This is a genomic window from Yoonia sp. (assembly GCF_014859355.1).
Taxonomy (GTDB): domain Bacteria; phylum Pseudomonadota; class Alphaproteobacteria; order Rhodobacterales; family Rhodobacteraceae; genus Yoonia.
Genome location: NZ_JACUUJ010000004.1, coordinates 21,515 through 43,797, shown reverse-complemented (window position 1 = coordinate 43,797; position 22,283 = coordinate 21,515). Strand labels below are relative to the sequence as shown.

Below are 22,283 nucleotides of genomic sequence, written 5' to 3'. Positions count from 1 at the left end.
TTGCTATTCTCCCGGAACCAGGGTGGCAGAGGGCGCTTTGCCCTCCATGATTTTGGCGGCCATGATGGTGGCGGCGATGAAAAGTGTGGCCTCGAACAGAAACACCGCGCCAAAGGCCTGCGCGTCAGTGAAGGATAGGCGCAACAGATCAACCAAGCCTGCGCCCACCAGCCCGCCAAAACCAGCGGCAATCGCTTGTGCGGCACCCCAAAGCCCCATGCGGGTGCCTTCGCGTTGACCGCGCCCCTGACCGGCCAGCGCCATCATCGACCCAATGGCGGCGACGGCGAACATGCCGTTGAAAAAGCCCAGGCCCACAACGGCAGGCAGCAGCGGCGCACCGGGGCCAAGCGGCCCAAGCAACGTGATCACCGCAAGCGTGGCGGCAGACCCAAGGCATCCGGCCATGACCCAATTGCGCAGCGCGCCGATTTTCAGGCCTGTCGCCATTATCCCCACAGCCAGCATCCCGATAAAGACGCCGCCGTTCTGTGCGCCTGACAGCGTGGTGGACTGCCCCGGCGTAAATCCAAAGACCAACCCGGCGTAAGGTTCAAGGATCAGTTCCTGCATGAAATAGGCAGTCATCGAGAGGAATACGAACAGCGTGAAATTGCGTGCGCGGCGTTCGGCCCAGACCTCGGCCAGACCTTGGCGGAACGGGGTCGGGTCGGGCTCTCGCACGACTTTCAGCCCGCGTTCAATCCGCCAGACGGCAAGGCAGGTCACGGCGACGGCGGTCAGCACGACAATGCCCACAATTTCGATCAACAGTTGCGGGCTATAGGGGTCGATCAGCGACCCGACGACACCGGCGGTCATCGCGATTCCGAAAATCATCATCAACCATGTGATTGTCGCCGCTGCTGCCCGCCTGTGTGGTGCGGTGGTCGTGGCAAGCAACGCCAGCAATGATGTGCCCGATGCGCCCACGCCCAGCCCGATCAGCGCGTAGGCAATGACAGAGATTACCAGGCCCATCGCAAAGCTGCTTTCCAGCACCAGCACCCCGCAGGCCGCGATAAACGCCCCCAACGCCAGCATCGCCATGCCGCCAATGATCCAGCGTGTCCGCTGACCGCCTGCGTCGGACATGAACCCCCAATGCGGCCGTGTCATCTGGATACCATAGTGCAGCCCGACCAGCAGACCGGGCAGGATGGCGGGCAAGGACAGTTCCACTACCATCAGCCGATTCAGTGTCGATGTGGTCAGAACGACGATGGACCCAAGCGCCATTTGCACAAGGCCAAGACGGAAAATCTGGAACCATGAAAGGGTCATATCAGCCTCCGATGCCGCGCAGTGCGGTGGCGGCGATCATCATGCCGCTGATGTAGAACAGAATGCCCATGCCCTGATACCACGGCGTTTTGCCTTCGGGGTCGCGCAGCAGAACGCGCATCGCGCCCAGTTGCACCGCCAGCATCGCGGCAACGCCAAGCGCATGAAACGGTTTGTCCCAATAGGTCAGCAGGCCGATCACCGCGATCTGTGGCACCGCCATGATCCAGCAGGCAACGCGCGCGGCCTTGTCCGGGCCAAGTGTCACGGGCAGTGACCGCAGGCCGGTTTGCCGGTCGCCCGCGATCGCCTTGAAATCGTTCAGCGTCATGATGCCATGCGCACCTAGCCCGTAAAGCACGGCGATGACGATAACCTGCAGGCTGGGCGCGCCCGCTGATACAACCGCCGCCCCCGTAACCCAAGGCAGCGTTTCATAAGCCAGACCGCACAGCCCCGGCCCCCACCAGCCCGACCGTTTGGCGCGAATCGGTTCGGCGGAATAGGCCCATGCAGCCGCGATGCCCAGAATGGTCGCGCCAAAGCCCCAAGGCCCCAGTTGATACCCCACGACCAGCGCCAACACCGTCATCGCCAATGCGATATAAAGCCCCCAGCGCCCCGGAATTTGCCCCGATGGAATAGGCCGGTCCGGTTCGTTGATCGCATCTACATGCCGGTCGCACCAGTCATTTGCGGCCTGTGACATGCCGCAGACAATCGGCCCGGCTAGGATCACCCCAAGAACCACCAGCAACCATTGGCCAGAGGGGCTAGCCCCTGATGACACCACGCCGCACAGATAGGCCCACATCGGTGGAAACCATGTGACCGGCTTGATCAGGCGCAGCGTCGCGCGCGGCTGTGGCCAGCGGCGGACGGTATCGGGCAAGGGCAAGGCGGATGTGACACTCATTATGTCAGTTTATCTAGACATTATTCGAATAGGCAAGTGTAAACACAACTAGACACTGCGCCAACATGTCGCTGTAGCATGGCAATGCACGGAATCGCATGTGAATCAAGTGGGTTATTCGAGGCAGCGTTCGGTGGGGTGACTTTGACAAGACGGCGCTGATAGCGTTCGCTTCTGCCATCTTGGCCCGGAGGAACCGATTTTTTACACCTTTGGCGGCATATTCATCAGGGGTTGCGCGTCTTCTGCGATAGCTGCGTTGAGATGGATCACCACCCAAAAGGAAAGTCACGTTAGAACAAATGCGCATATTGTCACCACAGTCACAGCTAGGGCGCAACTGATGACAAAGATATTGGTCCCAGTCTCGCCTGCTGAACTGATTGACAGGTTGACCCGGCTCCAGCTTGCGCTGCAACAGGCGCGTCCGCCAATGGCCCGGGCCGCGCTCTTGCGGCAGATCGCACAGTTGCAGCAAGCTGCTGACCATGCGCTGCCGGCTCAGGACTGTCTGTCACGTCTCTGGTCTGACCTTGCTGATACCAATGCAGATCTGTTTGCGCTTTGGGCTGATCTGTGCCGCTGCGAGGATACGTCAGACTTTGGCCCCGGATTTGTGGCCATGTCCCGAGCCTATCTTGTCGCCCAAAACAGCCGCCACCAGATCAAGGAGCAAATCAATGCGCTGTTGGAAAATGCCGACCAGCCCCACACCGGGCACACCCATTAGGTTGGGGGAAATCAGCAAATTTTCATAAAATGTGGGCATTAAGTTCGCTTTCATTTTTGACCTGCTACGCCGCATCTTGGGTGAAAACAGAGGTGTGGAATGGATACGCGATCAAATGCGCCGACAATTATCAAACGCAAAAAGGTTGTGTCGGGCGGCGGGCATCATGGCGGTGCATGGAAAGTTGCCTACGCCGATTTTGTGACTGCGATGATGGCGTTTTTCATGTTGATGTGGTTGCTGAACGCGACCACGGAACAGCAGCGCAAGGGGATTGCGGATTATTTTTCGCCTACCATACCGATCAACCGCGTGTCTGGTGGGGGATCAGGGGCGTTTGGCGGCGATAATATTTTCACGGAAGAAACCCTTGCGCAAAGCGGGACCGGCATCAACCAGCCGACCATCGGCATGGCCCCTGTCCGCGCCGAGGCAACGAATGGCGATGATAGTGCGATTGCCGCACAGGTTGCGGCCCTGCGGGATATCGAACAGGTGTTGTTGGGGCTGGGCGGTGAAAGCATGCTGTCAGAGCAGGCTTTGCGTCACATTGTGACCCGTCTGACCGATGAAGGTTTGGTGATCGAAATTTTTGATCTGCCTGGGGCAGCTCTTTTTGCAGAAGATAGCACCACACCAAACCTTATTGCCGTTGAAATCGGGGGAATTCTCGGGCGTTTATTCCGCAGCGTTCGCAATCCTGTCGCCGTCCAAGCCCATTTGCGCGCGAAATCCGTGTTGCAATTGGATAACCCTGTCTGGGATCTGTCGCTGGGGCGCGCGGCACAAATGCGTGTGCTGCTCGAGGATGCGGGCCTGTCATCTGCGCGCATCGCGCGGCTGACGGGAATGGCCGACCGGGTGCCCGCAGTGCGCGACACAACTGCCCTGCGCAACAACCGGATCGAAGTCGTTCTGCTCCGCACAGATATTTAGGGGCAAACTGTGTTGGATTTTATCCGTTAGGCCAATGTTAAGCCGATACCTTTAGGTGGAATGAAACAGGTGTAGTCACCCCATTTCAGAAAGGCTCAACATGACAATTTCGTCTTCTTTGAATGCAAGCGTGGCGGGGCTGGCGGCCAACGCGTCCCGGCTTGCCACGATTTCTGACAATATTTCGAATTCATCCACGTATGGCTACAAACGTGCGGTGACCGATTTCGAGTCAATGGTGATTGAAAGCGGACGCGGCACTTATTCGGCGGGAGGGGTGCGCACAACAACACAGCGCCTGATTGACGAACGTGGCGCGCTGGTCTCGACATCGAATCCAACAGATTTGGCAGTTCGTGGGCGCGGAATGTTGCCCGTGACAACTGAAACGTCCGTGGCTGTTGCAAACGGTGAAAACCCACTCTTGCTAACGACAACAGGGTCATTTCGCCCAGACGCACAGGGGTATCTGCGCAGCGCGGGCGGATTGGTCTTGTTGGGTGTGCCTGCTTTGGCTGACGGCACAATACCGAATTATCCACGTGATTCGATCGATGGTCTTGTGCCGGTTCAGATCAACGCAAACCAGTTTGCGGGCGAACCTACGACGCGGGTTGATCTTTCGGTCAATTTACCTGCAACCGCGACCCGGGCCGGGGATCTGGGCCAATCGGAGTCGTTGTCGGTTGAATATTTTGACAACCTTGGGGCGTCTTCCAACTTGAATTTCACCTTTACACCAACGGTGCCTGCCACGGGGGCATCTAATGAATGGACGATGGTTGTCCGCGACAGCGAGTCGGATGTTGATCTGGACGGCATTCCCGATGTTGTTGGCGAATACACTTTGCAATTCGACGCGACGCGCGGCGGTGGTGGCACGCTTGCCGCTGTTGGAACAACGACTGGTGGCGCTTATGATGCCGCGACCGGGACAGTGACCGTTGCAGTGGATGGCGGCCCGATGGAGATAAAAATTGGTGAACTTGGCAGTTCGCTGGGATTGACACAATTGTCGGATGCGTTTGCTCCTGTGTCCATTTCCAAGAATGGCACGCCGGTTGGCAGCCTGACATCGGTGGAGGTTGACCAGAACGGATTTGTCCGGGCGTCTTTCGATATTGGTATCAACCGCGTGCTGTATCAAATTCCCTTAGTGGACGTGCCAAATGTGAATGGATTGGAAACGCTTGATCAACAAAGCTATCGTGTTACCCCTGACAGCGGCACCTTCTTCCTTTGGGACGCAGGCGATGGTCCCACAGGCGATATCGTTAGCTATGCCCGCGAAGAATCCGCCACTGATGTGGCAGGCGAACTGACTGAACTCATCCAGACCCAGCGCGCATATTCGTCAAATGCAAAGGTCATTCAGACCGTGGATGAAATGCTGCAGGAAACGACGAACATCAAACGTTAAATTGACAGGATAACTGGCAGATGAGTATTTCCAGCGCCCTCAACAACGCCCTTTCCGGCCTGAGCGCCACCGCGCGCATGGCCGAGGTCGTGTCGTCAAACCTGTCGAACGCTTTGACCGATGGATATGGCCGCCGTTCCGTTGAACTCAATGCATCGCAGGTTGGCAAGGTGGGGGGCGGCGTCCGGCTCGAAACGATCAGCCGTTTTGTTGACGCGGGTCTGTTATCCGACCGCAGACAAGCTAGTGCGACCTTGGGGAGTGAAGATCGCAGTGCTGCAATATTGACGCGCCTTGAACAGACATTGGGTCAGCCTGATGATGCTACAAGCTTGGGGTCGCGGTTGGCCGCGTTCGAATCAGCATTGATCAGCGCCAGCAGCGATCCGGCGTCCGACTTGCGCCTTGCAACTGTTGTGGATCGCCTTGGCAATGTCGCGATGACTCTTCGGGAAAACACGTCGACAACCCAGACACTGCGCCAAGAGGCGGATGCGCTCATTCACCAAGACGTCAAAAAGCTTAATCGCGCGTTGGCGCAGGTTGCCGACCTGAACCGTGATATCTTGCGTGTTGGCTCTATTGGCAATGATCCTTCGGCCCTGATTGATGCGCGGCAGCAGGTCGTCGATCAAATTGCCGAGATCGTCCCCGTGCGTGAAATGGTTCGTGAGAACGGCACAATTGGTTTGCGCACGACGAATGGTGTCCTACTGTTGGAAAGTCGGCCAATGCAGTTCGGCTTTACACCAACTCCGACGATCACGGCCGATATGACGCTGATGTCTGGTGCGTTATCCGGGATCACGCTTGATGGGCAACCACTTGATCCGGTGAACGGGGTCGGCCGGCTTTCGGGGGGGACACTCGGCGCAGCCTTCGCCTTGCGCGATCAAACCCTGGTTGACATGCAAATGGGGCTTGATGGAATTGCTGCTGACCTGATCGCGCGGTTTCAAGACCCTGGAAATGACCCGACCTTAACCGCTGGTAATCCGGGCTTGTTGACTGATCTTGGTGGATCGCTTGATTTCTCCGATCTGGTTGGCTTGGCGGGGCGCATTCAGGTCAACACGGCCATTGATCCGGCGACTGGAGGAACGCTACGTTTGGTCCGTGATGGGATGAACAACCCAACCCCAGGGCCAGTGGGTGACGCGACACAATTGAACCGCTGGGTTACAAGTCTTGCTATGGTGCGCGCAGACGTGGCCGGGACGCCGGTCCGTTCCGCAGCGGGGCGTATTGGCGCATTTGCAGCTGATCTGGGAAGCACCCGCCTTCTTGCAGAAGAGAACCTAAGCTTTGCGGCAGCACGCTGGGATTTCTTGCGCGAGGCAGAGCTTTCGCAGGGGGTCGATACTGATGTTGAACTGCAAATGCTGCTTCGGATCGAACAGGCTTATGCGGCTAATGCCAAAGTTATTCAGTCTGCCGAATTCATGATGCAACGCCTGATGGAGATCTCGTAATGCCGGTTATTTCCCTGGGTGATATGGCCCAACAGTTCTCTGCGATGCGCAATGGCGGTACAATAAAATCGGAACTGTCCCGATTAACCCAGCGCATGTCCAGCGGCCGGGTAGAGGATGTGACCACCCATTTGAATGGACGAACGGAAAGGTTTTCGGGTGTCAGGCACAGCATCGCGCAGCTGGATGGACATCTGCAATCAGCGCGCGAAACCTCGCAGATGCTTGCAAACATGCAAATGATATTTCAACGGGTGGACCTTGTGCGGGCCGAAACTAGCCGGCAGCTACTGTCGATCACGCCAGACAGTCAGCCAACGCAAATCAACGAAGCAGCCACCGCTGCGCGTGGTGCTTTTGCCTCGATGGTCAGCGCATTGAACACGCGTTTGGCGGATCGAGCGCTTATGGGTGGGGTCAGTGTTGACATGCAACCTTTGGCGGACGCTGATGACATGTTGGCAAACCTTCAGGTCTTTGTGGGTGGTGCGACAACATCGATTGCAATCATGACTGCTGTCGATAATTGGTTTGATGATCCAGCAGGTGGTTTTGCCACAATTGGTTATCTTGGGGATACCGGTGACCCAATCCAGAAGCGCCTGAACAACGATACTTTAGTGCGTGTGGATGCGCGTGCCGATGATCCAGCCGTCAAACAAACCCTCAAGGCGGCGGCGATTGCCGCGCTGGTTTCCGAGGTGCCAACCCTAGTCGACGCAGCAAAATATGAGCTTTTGCAAGAGGCTGCAACCCGGCTTTTTGCAGCGTCAAGTGGATTGGTTGCGATGCAGTCTCGTATCGGTCTCGTCGAAGAAACGGTCCAGCGAGCAGAGGTTGAGATGAATGCGCAGCAGGCTGCGTTGAAAATTGTCGCAAACGATTTGATTTCAGCGGATCCTTTTGACACAGCCTCCCGTTTGCAGGCAGTGCAGCTGCAACTCGAGACGCATTACACTGTGACCGCCCGAATGTCGCAATTAAGTCTTTTAAGGTATATATAATGAAACGCCTTATCGCCGTTCTGATCTTTCTGTTTCCGTTGTGCGGCCAGGCCGCACCCATCCGGATCAAGGATCTTGTGGAATTTGACGGTGTTCGCACGAACGATCTGGTTGGTTATGGCTTGGTCGTTGGCTTGAATGGTACGGGGGATGGGTTGCGCAATTCGCCGTTTACCGAAGAAATACTCTCGAGCATCCTGGAACGTCTTGGCGTCAACGTCACTGGTGAACAGTTTCGGCCAAAAAATGTTGCTGCGGTGCTGGTGACGGCCAGCCTTCCTCCTTTCGCACGCGCAGGAAGCCCTGTGGATGTCACGGTTTCAGCAATTGGTGATTCCAGCAGTCTGATGGGTGGCACGCTGATCATGACGCCATTAAACGCAGCTGATGGGGATATTTATGCGGTGGCGCAGGGGACGATCATCGCAGGCGGTACGGCCGCCAATGGCGAAGGAGCATCGGTTGTCCGCGGCGTTCCGACAGCGGGTGTGATCCCGTCCGGCGCGACCGTAGAACGCGAGGTGCAATTCGACTTTCGCGGCATGTCAACATTGCGGTTGGCGCTGCGGACTCCGGACTTTACAACAGCTGGCCGGATTGAACAGGCAATCAACCATGATTTCGCGCGCCCGGTCGCCATGATGCTGGATGCGGGAACGGTTGAATTGAATATCATGGCAACGCAGATGTCATCGCCTGCGCATGCATTGGGGCGGATTGAAAATATCTTGGTTGAACCGGAACGTCGTGCGCGCGTTGTCGTTGATCAACGGTCTGGCACTATTGTGATGGGGGAGGACGTACGCATCAGTCGTGTTGCCGTAAGTCAGGGCAATTTGACACTGAGAATTCAAGAGGCGCCACTGGTGGTACAGCCAAATCCCTTTGCTCCGGGGGAAACGGTTGTTGTGCCGCGCACGCAGGCCGCAATCATCGATGAACCCGGTATCGGGCTGGCTGAAGTGTCTGGCGGCACGTCCCTTAGCGAGGTGGTGGCGGGTCTAAATGCATTAGGCGTTGCGCCGCAGGATATGATCGACATCTTAAAAAGCATCAAGGCAAGTGGGGCTTTACATGCTGAATTCATCGTTCGTTAAATAACTCTTTTGGGTCAAGCCGCCGATAGTAAGTGGTCGAGAATTAGAATTCTTCCTGATAACCAGGAGAGTTTCGAATGAAGATACTAATGTAAGCATGGTACAGGTCATCGCGGTGCTAAAGCAGTTGATAGATCAGCATGGTCATTCCTCTATCTTTCCCCTTAACGCCTTCACATCCCCGCGCACCTTTTTCGCCTTTAGCCGCCGCTTGACCGACCCATAGGTCGGTTTCGTCGCCAGCCTCCGTTTGGGCCGCTCGCAGGCTTTCAGGATCAACTCCGTTAACCTCTCCCGCGCGATGTCGCGGTTGCGGGCCTGGCTGCGGGTGTCTTGTACAAAGATCACCACAGCGCCGTCCGTCGTCCACCGCCGCCCCGCCAGCCGCCGCAGCCGTGACTTTACCGGATCAGGCAAGTGGGGGGACCGCGCCGCCTCGAACCGTAACTCGACCGCTGTGGACACCTTGTTCACGTTCTGCCCACCGGGGCCGGACGCGCGGGTAAAGCTCTCCGTCAGCTCCCAATCGGCAATCGTGATCTGGTCGTTAATCTTCATCTTGGTAAAAAAACTCCCGCCGGAGGCTCCGACACTGGCAGCATTGCGGATGTTCAGGCTCTGCGCACCTTCTGTCGAGTCATAGCCCCCAACGTCAAACAAAAAGGGCTATCCGATATGGATAGCCCTTTCCTGAATGTCGGAGGTGGTTCGGTTAGGATCACCACCTTGGGGTTAATTCAGCCAAGGGCTGCCTTAGCTGCACACCCCCCAAGTTGTCCCGCCACACGTCTCCAATACCTCATGATGCACTGGATCACCTCCTTTCAATTGTTTTGCCTGTGCTTAGATTCGCACAGATTTGGTATATTTCAAGTAAAAATATACCACGGATAGCAATTAAGTGATCGGCTGCGCCCGCTGCCCCACAATCAGGCGGAATGGCACCAGTGCGATCAGGGCCACGGCGACCTTGACCCCCCAGTCGGCTATGGCCAACGACACCCACAACGGCACCAGTGCCCCGGCCCCCAGAAATGGCACCGTATCCTGCGCCCAGATGATCTGTTCGGCGGCCATCGCGCTGAATGGGTTGAAAAACGCAGCGAAAGCGATGGAAAAGAAAATCGCGGTATCTACAACCGAACACGTCAGCGTGCTGATCAACGGTGCCTTCCACCAGACCCCGCCACGAAACCTGTTGAACACGGCAATATCCAGCAATTGGGCCACGGCAAAGGCGGTTGCCGATGCAATCGCAATCCGGATCGGCACGGCAGGCCCGAATTCCAGCATGATCTGGCTGCCGATCAGCGAACAGATGATCCCCACGACCAGCCCGGAAAACACGACCTTGCGCGCCGCCGATGTTCCGTAGATCCGGTTCATCACATCGGTGACCAGAAAGGCCAGCGGATAGGTGAACGCCCCCCAAGTCAGGAAACCATCAAGGATCAGGAATTGCACAAGGATATTGGACGCCACGACAATGGTGGCCATGGCGAGAACGCCGGGAAGGATACGTGTCATATGATTTTCCGTTTTGACAAGGGTGCGGCACTTGGCCCCCGATCGGGGACGCCGTGATGTAACGCCGGCCCCTCAATCCGTCAATCGGTATTCCACGATCTCTGTCCGCTGGAAAAACAGGAAATTATCGTCCGATATCAGGGTCAGTCGCAGCCCGTCCTCTGCGCGCCAGACACTGATCCCTTCCAGATTGTCGTGCAGGCCGATCCGCGTCTGCAGCAGCCTTTCTTCGGACCCGCCCGTCAGGTCGAACCGGCGCACCCGGCTGCGAAAGCCGATGCCAAAAAAATCGCGTTCCAGCAGGTAAAACCGCCCGTCCGGGCCGATATCAGCCCCAACCGCCAGAAACGTTCCGCGCCGGGGAATATCAAAGGGCTGGTCCCAGCGCCCGTTCTTGAACCGATACACAGGAAAAGGCTGATCCGCCCGCCCCGACCGTTCGGGCAGGGTATAAAGCGCGCCGTCAGGGCCGATTGCAAGAGCCTCAAGCGATGCATTGATTTGCATATTCGCAAATTCACGCGGCTGCGGCTGCGGCATCGATGCAGCGCTCAGGTCGTCAAACGCACGCACCAGATGCACACCTTCGAACGAAATGAACACCCGCCCATCCGCGCCGATCGCCAGACCTTCGCTGTCGTTTTCGCCGGCAGGGATCGGGGCGCCGTCGGTGCCGCGCAAGCGTTGCACGGGCGATGCGACGATGTTGGTAATGATCCCGTTTTCCCGCTCAAAACGGCCCTTTGTGAAACCGCCCCGGTCACTGATGGCCACAAATTCCATGCCATCGTTGATCACCTCGATGGCCGAAAATCCACCAAAGGCGGGGTCGTCATCTTTTTGCCAGCGGTATTGCCCGACCAGCACCGCGTCTGCCCATGCAGGGATGGCCCAGGCAAGGGCGCAAATCCAGATGACGTGCAGCACTTAGTTGGCGTTCAGGACGTTTAGACACTGACCCGGCAGTTGCGCCATGGTCAGGTCAGCGCGCGGTGTGGGCGGCGGCGCGCTTGGGTCTGGCGGCGGTGGGTTCAGGATCTGGTCCACCCAGCCCCGTGCTTCTTCGCAGCCATCACCATCGGGCGGTAGCGGCTGGTTTACACAGCCTGCAGCCCCGTCAGGGCAGGTCAGCCGCACGTGGAAATGATAATGATGCCCCCACCAGGGCCTGACCTTGCTGAGCCAGGCCCGATCGCCCGTTGCGGCGTTGCACATCGCGACCTTGGCGCCGGGAAAGATAAAGATGCGCGCAACCCTTGAGTCGGATGCGGCGGCGCGGATGATCGCCTGGTGCTGCGGGGTCCATTGGTCGTTGGTAAAAGCGCCAGCACTGCGGCGCATGGATACCGCAGAAATCGTTTCACGTTCCTGCACGCTCAGGTTCAACCGTTGGGGTGGCAGCATCCAGATATCGGCATCCAGCCCGGTCTGGTGGCTGGCGTGACCGGTCAGCATCGGGCCGCCGCGCGGCTGGCTGATATCGCCGATATAAAGCCCGGCCCACCCCGGTTGGGTCGTGGCGAATTTGCTCAGATCCTCAATAAAGCGGATCATTTCGGGTTGCCCCCAGTTGCGGTTACGCGACAGGCGCATGGCTTGCCATGTAGGGCCGGTTTCGGCCAGTTCTGTGGCACCGGCCTGACAGCCGCCGGCATATGTGCCATAGGGCGCAGGCGGCTGACTGGACGCGCGCGGCATGGCCCCGAACAACAGTTTGGCCACGCGTGTATCCTGCGCGCTTTGGGTGGAAAGCGATATTTCTTCCGGGTTACCTGCCTGACAGGCCGCCAGAACAAGGGCAAGACATGCGGCTATGATGATGCGGACCATTGGGCGCGGTCTCCTTCCTTGTTGACCCACCGTAACAGGAAAAGACCCGTCAGGAAAAGGATGATCACGGGCATGAATCCCAGTTGCACATTGCCGGTCAGCCATGTGAAAAGGCCGATCAGCGCAGGTGCAAGAAAGGCCGTTGCCTTGCCGGACAAGGCGAACAGGCCGAATGCCTCGGCTGGGCGATCGGGGTGGGTGTGGCGCACCATCATCGACCGTGATGCAGCATAAACCGCCCCGCCCGCCCCGCCAATCGCAGCGCCGCAGACATAAAAGATGATGTCGGGGATCAGCGATCCTTCGGCCAGCGGAATACCGAACAGGCTGGCGCGCGACATGCCCACGATGATGGTGCTGACGACCACCAACAGAATGATCGTTGTCGTGATCACGGGCTTTGGCCCAATCCGTTGGTCGGCCAATCCGCCGATCCACGTGGCAATGGCTGCCGTGATCGCGCTGACGATGCCAAAGACACCGATCTGGATGATGCTCCAATCCAGCACCAGCCGCGCATAGACCCCGCCATAGGCATAAAGCGCGTTCAGCGCATCGCGATAAAACATCGACGCCAGCAGGAAAGCCCCCAGACTGCGGCGCACGAACAGGGATTTGAAGGTCGTGACCAGTTCGCTGAATACCGTGCCGCCGCGCATCGCAGCACCCTTTATGCGGGGGGCATCGCGGACGAACAGGAAAAACGGCACCATGAAAATGGCAAACCAGATGGCGATAAACGGCCCGACCGACCGCGTGCCTTCGCGCATGTCAGGATCCAGCCCGAACAGCGGCGCAATGCCCAGCAATGTGACGCCCTGATCGTTCTCAGCCAGAAACAGCAGCATTGCAAACAGTGCCAGCACCCCGCCCCAATAGCCAAATGCAGAACCTGACCCCGAAATGCGCCCGATCTCATGATCATTGCCCAGCGACGGCAGGATCGCGTTGACGAAATTCAGCGCGGATTCGGCTGCGATAAAGCCGATGTAGAAAATCACCAGTGTCCAGATCAGGCGGCTGCCGTCGGGCGTCAGCCCCCACAGCATCCAGGATGCGATGACATAGACAATTGAAAAGAAAGCAATCCACGGAATCTTACGGCCTGATCTGTCGGCCCATGCCCCCAGGAATGGCGCAGAAAACGCAATGATCAACCCTGCGATGGTCTGCCCCGATGACCAAAGGCTTTGCGCCTGCGCACGGGCCTGCCCGCTGTCTGTGCCCTGCGTCATGAAGAAATCTGTGGCAACAGAGGCGAAATAAGGGCCAAAAATAAAGGTCAGACCAAGCGTGTAATAGGGTTGCGAGGCCCAATCAAAGGCCATCCACCCCCAGATGCGTTTTTTGCTGACTGCCATGTGCCCGACCTTTTGTTCATTGCATTGATAGAACACCGGCGCGCAGGGGATTGGCAAGCAATGGTTTACCCTTGGGTTGACCCGTCATCGACGGGGGGCCAAGGCCGTGTTGCATCGGCATCAATCCACGCCTGCACCCATGCGGGCAGGGGTGGGCTGACGCCCTGATGCCCCATCGCGTCGGCGATTTTCTGCGGTGGCACAATCCCGTTTTTGTCTGTCACAGCAGACCGATACAGCGCCTGCACTGCGCAGTCGTCACCAATCCAGATAGATTGATCCAGATATAAAAACCGGTGATCCCAGCCCACCGCCTTGCTGACAGTGCGAAATTTGACAAAGGGGCGAATGCGTTTGCGATAGCGCACGGAAACGCCCGCCATGGTCAACCCCCAGCCATTTTGCCGCAAGGCGCGCAACATCCCCACCCGATACGCCAGCGTCGTGCGCCCCAGATCAAGGATGGTCAGGATGCGCCCGTTGTTCATTTCCATGAAAATGTCGATATCCTGCGGCCAGCAACGGTGATGCGACACATGGGTGCCTAGAATGGACAGCGCAGGTGCCTTGCGTTGCAGCAGATATTCCTTTGCAAGTCGGATCAGCGGATACATTGCGGCCCCTTTTTCGATAGCTTGGGGGTGCAGAAAATCGAGCGCAAGGTCAACTTTAACCTTGGGGCAAGCTGCGGCCTTGCCGGATTGGGCGCAAAGCCTTAGATCAGGCGGGGAAAAACAAAGGACTGCGCAATCATGGTATCTATCTTTCAAATCCTGCTGTTGATCCTTGGGGTCGCCCGGTTCTTTGTGTTTGCGCATTTCATCATGAGCTGGCTGATCCGGTTCGAGGTGCTGAATATTCGCCAGCAATTCGTGGGGCAGGTCTGGTATACGCTGGAACGGATCCTGAACCCGCTGTATTCGCGGATCCGCAGGTTCATGCCTGACCTTGGCGGGATTGACCTGTCGCCCATCGTGGCGCTGATCGGGATCGAGATTTTGCGCATTTTGCTGATAAACAATGCGGCCATGTTCTATTGATCGCAGAGGGAAACGGGTTTTCGCTGATCCTACCGGCGCGGGCCGGTCGAAGGGTTGCACAAGGGCTGAAATTCCTCAAAACTGCACCATAAAATGTTGATGACAGGCACGCACCTTGCTGAGGGCACGCCAAACAAGAGGGATAAGCGAATGGGCCTATTGAATCTGACCAAAACAGGTGCCGCAATTTTTCTTTCGGCGCAATTGGTGCTGGCCACCCAAGCGGTGACAATGGCGCAGGCTGAAATGATTGGCACCAATGCGGCAATTACGAAATATGCCACACATGCAGACCGCAGTTTTCTGTTGAATGAATTGCAACGCGACGATGTGCAGGCCGCGATGATAGAACAGGGCGTGGACCCCGCAGAGGCGGAACAGCGTCTTGCCGCCCTATCAGACGCCGAAGTCGCCACGATGGTGCAGCAAATGCAAGATGGCTCGGCCGGGGCAGACATCGTCGGCACATTGTTTACGGTGTTCATCATCCTGCTGGTGACGGACTTTTTGTGCTTCACCCGCATCTATAACTTTACCCGTTGTATCCGCTAAGGCGGATTTTGCGCCGCGCCGCCTGTCTGTTGGTCTGTGTCTGGCTGGCAGGGTGCGCGCCGCCGTTTGACCCGGTCGCGCGTGGTGTCGCGGACAGGCCGACGTGGGCGATGGTGCCCGACGTGCCGCTGATCCAGCAAGCCGCGTTCTACTGCGGCCCTGCATCGCTTGCCATGGTGATGCAGTGGGCCGGCAGTAATGTGACCCAAGACGAGATCGCGGCGCTTGCCTTCAGCCCCGGTGCGGGCGGCACCTATCTGGCGGATATGATCGGCAGTGCCCGGCGTCAGGGGCAACTGGCCGTCGAGATTGGAACATTTGATCAGCTTCTGTCCGAAGTTGCCGCCGGTCATCCGGTGATTGTGTTTCAGAACCTTGGGCTGGGGGTCGCGCCGGTCTGGCACTACGGTGTCGTGACGGGTTATGATTTTGTGCAGGATGCGGTTTACCTGAATTCAGGCCAGCGCGATCAGATGGTGATGCCCTTTGCCGTTTTTGAACGGACGTGGCGGCGGGGGGATCATTGGGGGTTGGTTGTGTTGCCGCCTGATCGCCTTCCTGCCAGCGCGCCGCAAGTTGATGTCTTGAACGCTGGTGCCGCCTTGGAACGGGTGGGCCAGTATCAGGCGGCTGCGATGCTGTATCAGACGGGGGCAGCGCGCTGGCCCGACAACTGGCTGTGGCCCTTTGGATTGGCAAATGCCCGCTATGGCATGGGCGATCTGCACGGTGCGCGCCGCGCGCTGCGACAGGCCCGCGCAATGGATCCGACGATCCCCGAAGTGCGCGCGAACCTGTTGCAGGTTGAACGCGAACTGGCAGGTCAGGTGGATTAAAACCCACCCTGCGCGGTGCGAAACGCAACCAATGTTGCCTATCGGAAATCTGGGTTGCCGCAAAAACGCCTAACGCGGTCGCCCCTGACCTTTCGGTGATTTGGGGCGCGTGGTCTAGTCTGTCTAACACCAAGGCGGAGATGCCCCATGCCAGACCCGATCACATTCACGCTTGACGGCCAGACAGTCACCGCCCGACCGGGCGAAACGATCTGGGAGGTCGCCCATGGCCGCGGTCTGGTGATCCCGCATTTGTGCCATAAACCCAGCCCCGGTTACCGGTCCGATGGCAACTGCCGCGCCTGTATGGTCGCGATCGAGGGCGAACGCACGCTGGCCGCATCCTGTATCCGCGAGCCCAGCGAAGGCATGGTCGTCACCACCGACCAACCGCGCGAGGTGCAGGCCCGCCGCATGGTGATGGAACTGCTGGTGGCCGACCAGCCGGAACAGGCCGCAGCGCATGACAAATCCAGCCACCTGTGGAACATGGCCGCACGTCAGGACGTGCACGAAAGCCGTTTTCCCACGATGGATGCCGATCATATCCCCCTGCTGGATGACAGCCATGTGGCGATGTCGGTCAACCTTGATGCCTGCATCCAATGCGGCCTGTGTGTGCGCGCCTGCCGCGAGGTGCAAGTGAATGACGTGATCGGCATGGCGGGGCGCGGGCACAATGCCTATCCGGTGTTCGACATGGATGATCCGATGGGCGCGTCATCCTGCGTGGCTTGCGGGGAATGTGTGCAGGCCTGCCCGACGGGTGCGCTGCTGCCCGCCACTGTGACGGATGAAAACCAGCAGGGCGATACGGCGGATTATGACCGCGCGGTGAAATCGGTTTGCCCGTTCTGCGGTGTTGGTTGTCAGGTCAGCCTGAAGATCAAGGACGACAAGGTTAAGTTCGTCGAAGGTATCAACGGCCCCGCGAACGAAGGGCGGTTGTGCGTCAAGGGGCGGTTCGGCTTTGACTATATCCACCATTCGCACCGGCTGACCAAACCGCTGATTCGCCGTGATGACGCCCCCGCCAAGGGGTTGAACGTGGACCCTGGCAACTGGCAGACACACTTTCGCGAGGCAACGTGGGACGAGGCGTTGGATGCCGCCGCCAAGGGCATGAAGGGGCGCGGGCAGGAAATCGCCGGTTTCGGGTCAGCAAAATGCACAAATGAAGAGGCGTATCTGTTCCAGAAACTGATCCGGCAGGGCTTTGGCCACAACAATGTGGATCACTGCACGCGGCTGTGCCACGCGTCATCCGTGGCGGCATTGATGGAAAACGTGGGATCGGGGGCCGTGACGGCCACGTTCAACGAAATTGAAAACGCCGATGTGGCCATCGTCATCGGGGCCAATCCGATTGAAAACCACCCTGTCGCCGCGACCTATTTCAAACAGTTCACCAAACGCGGTGGCAAGCTGATCGTGATGGACCCGCGCGGTCAGGCGCTGAAACGCTTTGCCAGCCATATGCTGCAATTCCGCCCCGGCGCCGATGTGTCGATGCTGAACGCGATCATGCACGTGATCGTCGAAGAAGGGCTGTATGACCAGCAATATATCGCTGCCTATACCGAAAACTGGGAGGCCGAAAAAGCGCATCTGGCCGATTTCGCGCCCGAAAAGATGGCCGGTATTTGCGGGATTGATGCCGATACCCTGCGCGACGTGGCGCGCACGTTCGCCGGTGCCAAGGCGGCAATGATTTTCTGGGGGATGGGGGTCAGCCAGCACATTCACGGCACTGACAATTCGCGTTGCCTGATCAGCCTTGCGCTGATGACAGGGCAGGTGGGCCGCCCCGGCGCGGGTCTGCACCCGTTGCGCGGGCAAAACAACGTGCAGGGCGCATCTGACGCGGGCCTGATCCCGATGTTCCTGCCCGACTACCAGCCCGTCGGCGACCCGCGCGTGCGCAACGCATTCCGCCGCATCTGGGACGACACCGATGTAAACCCGAACAAGGGGCTGACGGTGACGGAAATCCTTGATGCAGTTCATGCGGGCGACATCAAGGGGATGTATATTCTGGGCGAAAACCCCGCCATGTCCGACCCTGATGTGGACCACGCGCGCGATGCGCTGGCCAAGCTGGATCATCTGGTGGTGCAGGATATCTTTATCACCGAAACCGCGAATTTCGCGGATGTGATCCTGCCCGCATCGGCCTTTGCCGAAAAGACAGGCACCGTGACCAACACCAACCGTCAGGTGCAGATGGGTCGCCCTGCCGTGCCGCCACCCGGTGACGCGCGCGAGGATTGGTGGATCACCGTGGAACTGGCCAAACGCCTTGGCCTTGACTGGCCCTATACCCACCCGCGCGAGGTGTTTGCCGAAATGACGCAGGTCATGCGGTCGCTGAACAACATCACGTGGGACCGGCTGGAAACCGATAGCGCCGTGACCTATCCGTCGCTGTCGCCGACTGACCCGGGCCAGCCCATCGTGTTTTCCGATGGTTTCCCCCGGCCCGACGGGCGCGCACGGTTTACGCCCGCCAGCGTGATCGCACCAGATGAAACCCCCGATGCAGATTATCCGATGATCCTGACGACGGGGCGGCAGTTGGAACACTGGCACACCGGGTCGATGACGCGGCGATCAAAGGTGCTGGATGCGGTAGAGCCAGAGGCGAACTGTTCCCTTCACCCCGCCACCCTGCGCCAGCTTGGGGTTGAACCCGGCGGCATGCTGCGCCTGACCACACGGCGCGGCAGCATCACCGTCATGGCCCGCGCCGACCGCGCCGTATCGCCCGACATGGTATTCCTGCCCTTCGCCTATGTAGAGGCTGCGGCGAACATCCTGACCAATTCGGCAGTGGACCCCTACGGCAAGATCCCCGAGTTCAAGTTTGCAGCGGTGCGGGTGGAGAGGGTAGAGGAAGATGTCACGGCGGAGTAGTGGAAGGGGGACGGCTGCTGTCGATTTGCGGAACGGATTTGCGTAATGCTGACGCAAGTGAGCTTGTTCGTTCGCGCCTTCGAACTTGATCTTGCTCCTATAGAAACGATACCACTCAACAATCAGCAGACAAATCCGTGTCCTCCGGTGCGTGCTGACCGGACGAAAGTAAATCGAAAGTCTGTTGATGATGCGTTCGGTGCGTGTTCCGCTCATAGATTCCGTGTGACTGCTAAGCCTATAGAATCATGATTCCCAATCCGGTGGCGCAAGCAAAGTGTCGTATGAAAGGAACCATCTTTCACTTCCAGTCGTCGTCGATAAAGGCAACATGGTTGCTTTCCATGCTGCGTTTTAGAAAACCTGAGTAGTTAGCATTGTTCTCCAGAAGCCAACCACCGTCGCCAACGGAACCGCCGCACCCAATATGTTTAAGCGTGAAGAAGATAGATTTTTTCATCGCGTCTCTGTCAGGGTTTGAGTCCTTACCTCTTGAATAGTCAAACAGCGCGTCACTTATTGTCCTCAAGGTGATCCAATTTAGCATTGCATTGAACTGCTCTCGGCGGGCCAGAAGTCGATGATCGCCTTCAGCCAAAACTTCTGAGGAGAACAGATCGGTCAATTCCAACCCTCTCCAACGAGCAATGAGCACTTGATAACTCGTATGATTTGCTGCATCAAATCCTTCTCGATACCTTCAGCGTGTTCGATACAAGAGCGTAAAGTAGAGAGTTCAAAATCCGTGATTTCCCAGTGTTTGTCTTCAGGTCGCGTCTTGTTGCCCCGCGAAATAGCATCGCACCGCGCTTCAGACATTTCGTGAATATTCGAGAGCACGATCGGTAGACTGCTGCGAGCCGCATCTAGTTTCGCTTTCCGATGATGCTCCGCGAGTTCAACATTGCTTTGGATTTGACGAGAGACTCCCCATAGCGCGAGGCCAGCTGCGGTCAGAGTGAAGAAGTGTGTAAGGTGGTCGTAGAAAGATTCGCGGACCACACCCTGCGTGCTGTCAATTAGCCAAAGTGATCCTGTGCTAATGGCGAATCCTAGAAGCAAGCCCAGCGCCAAGCCATCCAAAAATCTACCTTTCATCGTGTCTCCTCGTTTTCGTTGGAGTGATGCTAGCGGTCAAGCTAAGGTAAGTCTAACGACAACTCTGGGTTTAAAGCGAACGCTTGGCAACGGCGGCCTTGACGTTACCAGCCCAGTTAACTGAACGCTTGTTCAAAAAATGATTTGACGGATCGGGGGCTTGCCCACAGTATACCGTAAAGGGGTGGATCGCGAGGAGGCGACTCGCCCCGGCGCTGGCGTAACGTCAGTGAGGGAGGATCATTGCGATGAACGAGACCGCCAGCAGCGGAATCAAGTCCATTCCGGACCTTCTGGCCCGGAACGTGGCGCGGCATGGCACAAAAACCGCCTACCGCGAAAAAGAATTCGGGATCTGGCAAAGCTGGACATGGACCGAGGCCGCCGCCGAAATCGACGCGCTGGCCACGGGGCTGCTGACGATGGGCGCGGATGTGGGTGACCACATTGCCATTGTCGGGCGCAACCGCCCCGCGCTGTATTGGGCGATGGTCGCGGCGCAGCGGATCGGCTGCGTTCCGGTGCCGCTGTATCAGGATGCCGCCGCCGAGGAAGTCGCCTATGCGATGGATCACTGCGGCGCGCGGTTTGCCGTTGTGGGTGATCAGGAACAGGTGGACAAGATTGCCGATGTGCGCGCCAGTCTGCATGCGCTGGAACATATCATCTATCTGGACGGGCGCGGTCTGCGCAAATACGACCATTCCCATATGACCAGTTATGCCGATGTGCAGGCAGCCGGGCGCAAATCAGGCAGGATCGCCGATGTCGAGGGACGTAGCGCCGCGCGCAGCTATGACGACACTTGCGTGATGCTGTATACATCCGGCACCACAGGGCGCCCCAAAGGCGTGGTGCTGTCCAACCGCAACGTGATCGAGACCTCTAAAAACTCTGCTGAATTCGATCACCTGAAAGCGGGCGACGAAGTGCTGGCCTATCTGCCGATGGCCTGGGTTGGCGATTTCATCTTTTCTATCGGGCAGGCGATGTGGACGGGATTCTGCGTGAACTGCCCCGAAAGCCCCGACACGATGATGACCGATTTGCGCGAGATCGGGCCGACCTATTTCTTTGCGCCGCCACGGGTGTTCGAAAACCAGCTGACCACCGTCATGATCCGGATGGAGGATGCGGGCCGGATCAAGAAATGGTTGTTTGATCATTTCATGGCCGTGGCGCGCCGTGTCGGCCCCGCGATATTGGATGGCAAGCCGGTCAGCGGGGTGGACAGGTTCCGGTATTGGTTGGGCAATTTGCTGGTCTATGGCCCGCTGAAAAATACGCTGGGGCTAAGCCGTGTCCGCGTGGGGTATACGGCAGGCGAGGCGATTGGCCCCGAGATTTTCGATTTCTACCGCGCGCTGGGCATCAATCTCAAACAGCTTTACGGCCAGACCGAAGCGACGGTGTTCATCACCCAGCAACCCGATGGCGAGGTGCGCAGCGATACCGTGGGCGTGCCGTCACCGGGGGTGGAACTGAAAATCGCCGAGAATGGCGAGGTGTTCTATCGCTCGCCCGGGGTTTTCGTCGCGTATTACAAGAACGCCGAAAGCACGGCAGACACCAAGGACGCCGAAGGCTGGGTTGCCACGGGCGATGCTGGTTTCATCGAGGAAGGCAGCGGCCATTTGCGGATTATCGACCGCGCCAAGGATGTGGGCAAGATGGCCGATGGCAGACTATTCGCGCCGAAATACGTTGAAAACAAGCTGAAATTCTATCCGAATATCCTTGAAGCGGTGGTGTTCGGCGCAGGGCGCGATTTTTGCGTAGCGTTTGTCAACATCGACTTGACGGCGGTGGGCAACTGGGCCGAGCGCAACAATATCGCCTATTCCAGCTATCAGGAATTGTCGCAGCACCCGCAGGTCCTGGCGCAGATTTCCGACCACGTGGCGGAAGTGAATAAATCAGTCGCTGCCGATCCGATGCTGGCGGGCTGCCAGGTGCACCGTTTCCTTGTGCTGCACAAGGAATTGGACCCTGACGATGGCGAGATTACCCGCACCCGCAAGGTGCGCCGCCGGACGGTGGAAGAGAAATACGCTGATCTGATTGCCGCGCTGTATGGCGGCAAGGACGAAATTTATACGGAGACCGAAGTGACCTATGAGGATGGCCGCAAAGGCAAGATCAAGGCAACGCTGGATCTGCGGGATGCGATTGTGGCCCCGACGCGGCAGGTGGCGGCGGAATGACGGTGCGGCGCTCAGCTTCGCTATCGCCCCGCCCGCCATCCCGTTGCCTCCGGCGGGAGTTTT

Annotated in this window: 21 protein-coding genes; 11 read left to right on the top strand and 10 right to left on the bottom strand. The window is 58.1% G+C overall.

What is annotated here, in order from left to right:
• Window positions 1-3: 3 nt before the first annotated feature.
• Together IBX59_RS02915 and chlG are read right to left on the bottom strand one after the other, a co-directional pair.
• Complete coding sequence (locus IBX59_RS02915; protein ID WP_296372229.1) at window positions 4-1,284, bottom strand: BCD family MFS transporter; 1,281 nt, start codon at window positions 1,282-1,284, stop codon at window positions 4-6.
• A gap of 1 nt (window position 1,285) precedes the next feature.
• Window positions 1,286-2,200, bottom strand: a complete 915-nt coding sequence (gene chlG / locus IBX59_RS02910; protein ID WP_296372227.1) for a chlorophyll synthase ChlG — start codon at window positions 2,198-2,200, stop codon at window positions 1,286-1,288.
• A 343-nt stretch (window positions 2,201-2,543) separates the two neighbouring features.
• On the opposite strand from chlG, the gene IBX59_RS02905 reads away from it, so the two are divergent.
• The 6 genes from IBX59_RS02905 to IBX59_RS02880 all read left to right on the top strand — a co-directional run bounded on the left by IBX59_RS02905 (window position 2,544) and on the right by IBX59_RS02880 (window position 8,859).
• Window positions 2,544-2,930 carry a hypothetical protein gene (locus tag IBX59_RS02905; RefSeq protein WP_296372225.1) on the top strand — a complete coding sequence of 129 codons (387 nt, stop codon included), beginning with the start codon at window positions 2,544-2,546 and terminating at the stop codon, window positions 2,928-2,930.
• 99 nt (window positions 2,931-3,029) lie between these two features.
• Window positions 3,030-3,866 (top strand): flagellar motor protein MotB, encoded by an 837-nt coding sequence (locus IBX59_RS02900; protein WP_296372223.1) that lies wholly within the window; start codon window positions 3,030-3,032, stop codon window positions 3,864-3,866.
• A 100-nt stretch (window positions 3,867-3,966) separates the two neighbouring features.
• Window positions 3,967-5,286: a flagellar hook protein FlgE gene (locus tag IBX59_RS02895; protein ID WP_296372221.1), complete on the top strand. Its 1,320-nt coding sequence runs from the start codon at window positions 3,967-3,969 to the stop codon at window positions 5,284-5,286.
• 20 nt (window positions 5,287-5,306) lie between these two features.
• On the top strand, window positions 5,307-6,758 hold the full coding sequence (flgK, locus tag IBX59_RS02890) for a flagellar hook-associated protein FlgK (RefSeq protein ID WP_296372219.1): 1,452 nt from the start codon (window positions 5,307-5,309) through the stop codon (window positions 6,756-6,758).
• A complete protein-coding gene (locus IBX59_RS02885) occupies window positions 6,758-7,762 on the top strand; it encodes a flagellin (RefSeq protein WP_296372217.1) in 1,005 nt (334 codons plus the stop codon). Before flgK ends, IBX59_RS02885 begins: the two co-directional genes overlap by 1 nt.
• The gene (locus IBX59_RS02880) at window positions 7,762-8,859 is read left to right on the top strand and encodes a flagellar basal body P-ring protein FlgI (protein ID WP_296372214.1); all 1,098 of its coding nucleotides are present in this window, start codon (window positions 7,762-7,764) and stop codon (window positions 8,857-8,859) included. The genes IBX59_RS02885 and IBX59_RS02880 overlap by 1 nt, the downstream gene beginning before the upstream one ends.
• Window positions 8,860-9,003: 144 nt before the next feature.
• On the opposite strand, the gene arfB is transcribed toward IBX59_RS02880, so the two are convergent.
• The 6 genes from arfB to IBX59_RS02850 form a co-directional block, all read right to left on the bottom strand.
• Window positions 9,004-9,417, bottom strand: coding sequence for an alternative ribosome rescue aminoacyl-tRNA hydrolase ArfB (arfB, locus tag IBX59_RS02875; RefSeq protein WP_296372349.1), 414 nt, complete (start codon window positions 9,415-9,417; stop codon window positions 9,004-9,006).
• A 339-nt stretch (window positions 9,418-9,756) separates the two neighbouring features.
• Entirely contained in the window at window positions 9,757-10,386 is a 630-nt protein-coding gene (locus tag IBX59_RS02870; protein WP_296372212.1) for a queuosine precursor transporter, read from the bottom strand.
• Window positions 10,387-10,458: 72 nt separating this feature from the next.
• Window positions 10,459-11,313, bottom strand: a complete 855-nt coding sequence (locus IBX59_RS02865) for an esterase-like activity of phytase family protein (RefSeq protein ID WP_296372210.1) — start codon at window positions 11,311-11,313, stop codon at window positions 10,459-10,461.
• A complete protein-coding gene (gene mepA, locus IBX59_RS02860) occupies window positions 11,314-12,216 on the bottom strand; it encodes a penicillin-insensitive murein endopeptidase (protein WP_296372208.1) in 903 nt (300 codons plus the stop codon).
• Window positions 12,198-13,577 (bottom strand): MFS transporter, encoded by a 1,380-nt coding sequence (locus IBX59_RS02855; protein WP_296372206.1) that lies wholly within the window; start codon window positions 13,575-13,577, stop codon window positions 12,198-12,200. Before IBX59_RS02855 ends, mepA begins: the two co-directional genes overlap by 19 nt.
• Window positions 13,578-13,642: 65 nt before the next feature.
• Entirely contained in the window at window positions 13,643-14,191 is a 549-nt protein-coding gene (locus IBX59_RS02850) for an acyl-CoA thioesterase (RefSeq protein WP_296372205.1), read from the bottom strand.
• A gap of 138 nt (window positions 14,192-14,329) precedes the next feature.
• Between IBX59_RS02850 and IBX59_RS02845 the strand changes: the two genes are divergently transcribed.
• The 4 genes from IBX59_RS02845 to fdhF all read left to right on the top strand — a co-directional run bounded on the left by IBX59_RS02845 (window position 14,330) and on the right by fdhF (window position 18,918).
• Window positions 14,330-14,617: a YggT family protein gene (locus IBX59_RS02845; RefSeq protein ID WP_296372204.1), complete on the top strand. Its 288-nt coding sequence runs from the start codon at window positions 14,330-14,332 to the stop codon at window positions 14,615-14,617.
• A 150-nt stretch (window positions 14,618-14,767) separates the two neighbouring features.
• A complete protein-coding gene (locus IBX59_RS02840; protein WP_296372202.1) occupies window positions 14,768-15,169 on the top strand; it encodes a PA2779 family protein in 402 nt (133 codons plus the stop codon).
• An 8-nt stretch (window positions 15,170-15,177) separates the two neighbouring features.
• The gene (locus IBX59_RS02835) at window positions 15,178-16,005 is read left to right on the top strand and encodes a PA2778 family cysteine peptidase (protein WP_296372200.1); all 828 of its coding nucleotides are present in this window, start codon (window positions 15,178-15,180) and stop codon (window positions 16,003-16,005) included.
• Between the two features lie 147 nt (window positions 16,006-16,152).
• On the top strand, window positions 16,153-18,918 hold the full coding sequence (gene fdhF, locus IBX59_RS02830; RefSeq protein ID WP_296372199.1) for a formate dehydrogenase subunit alpha: 2,766 nt from the start codon (window positions 16,153-16,155) through the stop codon (window positions 18,916-18,918).
• A 301-nt stretch (window positions 18,919-19,219) separates the two neighbouring features.
• Here the strand turns inward: fdhF and IBX59_RS02825 are convergent, their stop codons facing one another.
• Together IBX59_RS02825 and IBX59_RS02820 are read right to left on the bottom strand one after the other, a co-directional pair.
• Window positions 19,220-19,543 carry a hypothetical protein gene (locus IBX59_RS02825; RefSeq protein WP_296372198.1) on the bottom strand — a complete coding sequence of 108 codons (324 nt, stop codon included), beginning with the start codon at window positions 19,541-19,543 and terminating at the stop codon, window positions 19,220-19,222.
• Window positions 19,540-20,016: a hypothetical protein gene (locus IBX59_RS02820; protein WP_296372196.1), complete on the bottom strand. Its 477-nt coding sequence runs from the start codon at window positions 20,014-20,016 to the stop codon at window positions 19,540-19,542. Before IBX59_RS02820 ends, IBX59_RS02825 begins: the two co-directional genes overlap by 4 nt.
• A gap of 248 nt (window positions 20,017-20,264) precedes the next feature.
• On the opposite strand from IBX59_RS02820, the gene IBX59_RS02815 reads away from it, so the two are divergent.
• Window positions 20,265-22,220 (top strand): AMP-binding protein, encoded by a 1,956-nt coding sequence (locus IBX59_RS02815; RefSeq protein WP_296372194.1) that lies wholly within the window; start codon window positions 20,265-20,267, stop codon window positions 22,218-22,220.
• The last annotated feature ends 63 nt before the right edge of the window (window positions 22,221-22,283 follow it).

Coding starts and splice junctions, on each gene's coding strand:
- IBX59_RS02915 (WP_296372229.1), bottom strand. CDS start 1,284: ATGACCCTTTCATGGTTCCAGATTTTCCGTCTTGGCCTTGTGCAAATG.
- chlG (WP_296372227.1), bottom strand. CDS start 2,200: ATGAGTGTCACATCCGCCTTGCCCTTGCCCGATACCGTCCGCCGCTGG.
- IBX59_RS02905 (WP_296372225.1), top strand. CDS start 2,544: ATGACAAAGATATTGGTCCCAGTCTCGCCTGCTGAACTGATTGACAGG.
- IBX59_RS02900 (WP_296372223.1), top strand. CDS start 3,030: ATGGATACGCGATCAAATGCGCCGACAATTATCAAACGCAAAAAGGTT.
- IBX59_RS02895 (WP_296372221.1), top strand. CDS start 3,967: ATGACAATTTCGTCTTCTTTGAATGCAAGCGTGGCGGGGCTGGCGGCC.
- flgK (WP_296372219.1), top strand. CDS start 5,307: ATGAGTATTTCCAGCGCCCTCAACAACGCCCTTTCCGGCCTGAGCGCC.
- IBX59_RS02885 (WP_296372217.1), top strand. CDS start 6,758: ATGCCGGTTATTTCCCTGGGTGATATGGCCCAACAGTTCTCTGCGATG.
- IBX59_RS02880 (WP_296372214.1), top strand. CDS start 7,762: ATGAAACGCCTTATCGCCGTTCTGATCTTTCTGTTTCCGTTGTGCGGC.
- arfB (WP_296372349.1), bottom strand. CDS start 9,417: ATGAAGATTAACGACCAGATCACGATTGCCGATTGGGAGCTGACGGAG.
- IBX59_RS02870 (WP_296372212.1), bottom strand. CDS start 10,386: ATGACACGTATCCTTCCCGGCGTTCTCGCCATGGCCACCATTGTCGTG.
- mepA (WP_296372208.1), bottom strand. CDS start 12,216: ATGGTCCGCATCATCATAGCCGCATGTCTTGCCCTTGTTCTGGCGGCC.
- IBX59_RS02855 (WP_296372206.1), bottom strand. CDS start 13,577: ATGGCAGTCAGCAAAAAACGCATCTGGGGGTGGATGGCCTTTGATTGG.
- IBX59_RS02850 (WP_296372205.1), bottom strand. CDS start 14,191: ATGTATCCGCTGATCCGACTTGCAAAGGAATATCTGCTGCAACGCAAG.
- IBX59_RS02845 (WP_296372204.1), top strand. CDS start 14,330: ATGGTATCTATCTTTCAAATCCTGCTGTTGATCCTTGGGGTCGCCCGG.
- IBX59_RS02840 (WP_296372202.1), top strand. CDS start 14,768: ATGGGCCTATTGAATCTGACCAAAACAGGTGCCGCAATTTTTCTTTCG.
- fdhF (WP_296372199.1), top strand. CDS start 16,153: ATGCCAGACCCGATCACATTCACGCTTGACGGCCAGACAGTCACCGCC.
- IBX59_RS02820 (WP_296372196.1), bottom strand. CDS start 20,016: ATGAAAGGTAGATTTTTGGATGGCTTGGCGCTGGGCTTGCTTCTAGGA.
- IBX59_RS02815 (WP_296372194.1), top strand. CDS start 20,265: ATGAACGAGACCGCCAGCAGCGGAATCAAGTCCATTCCGGACCTTCTG.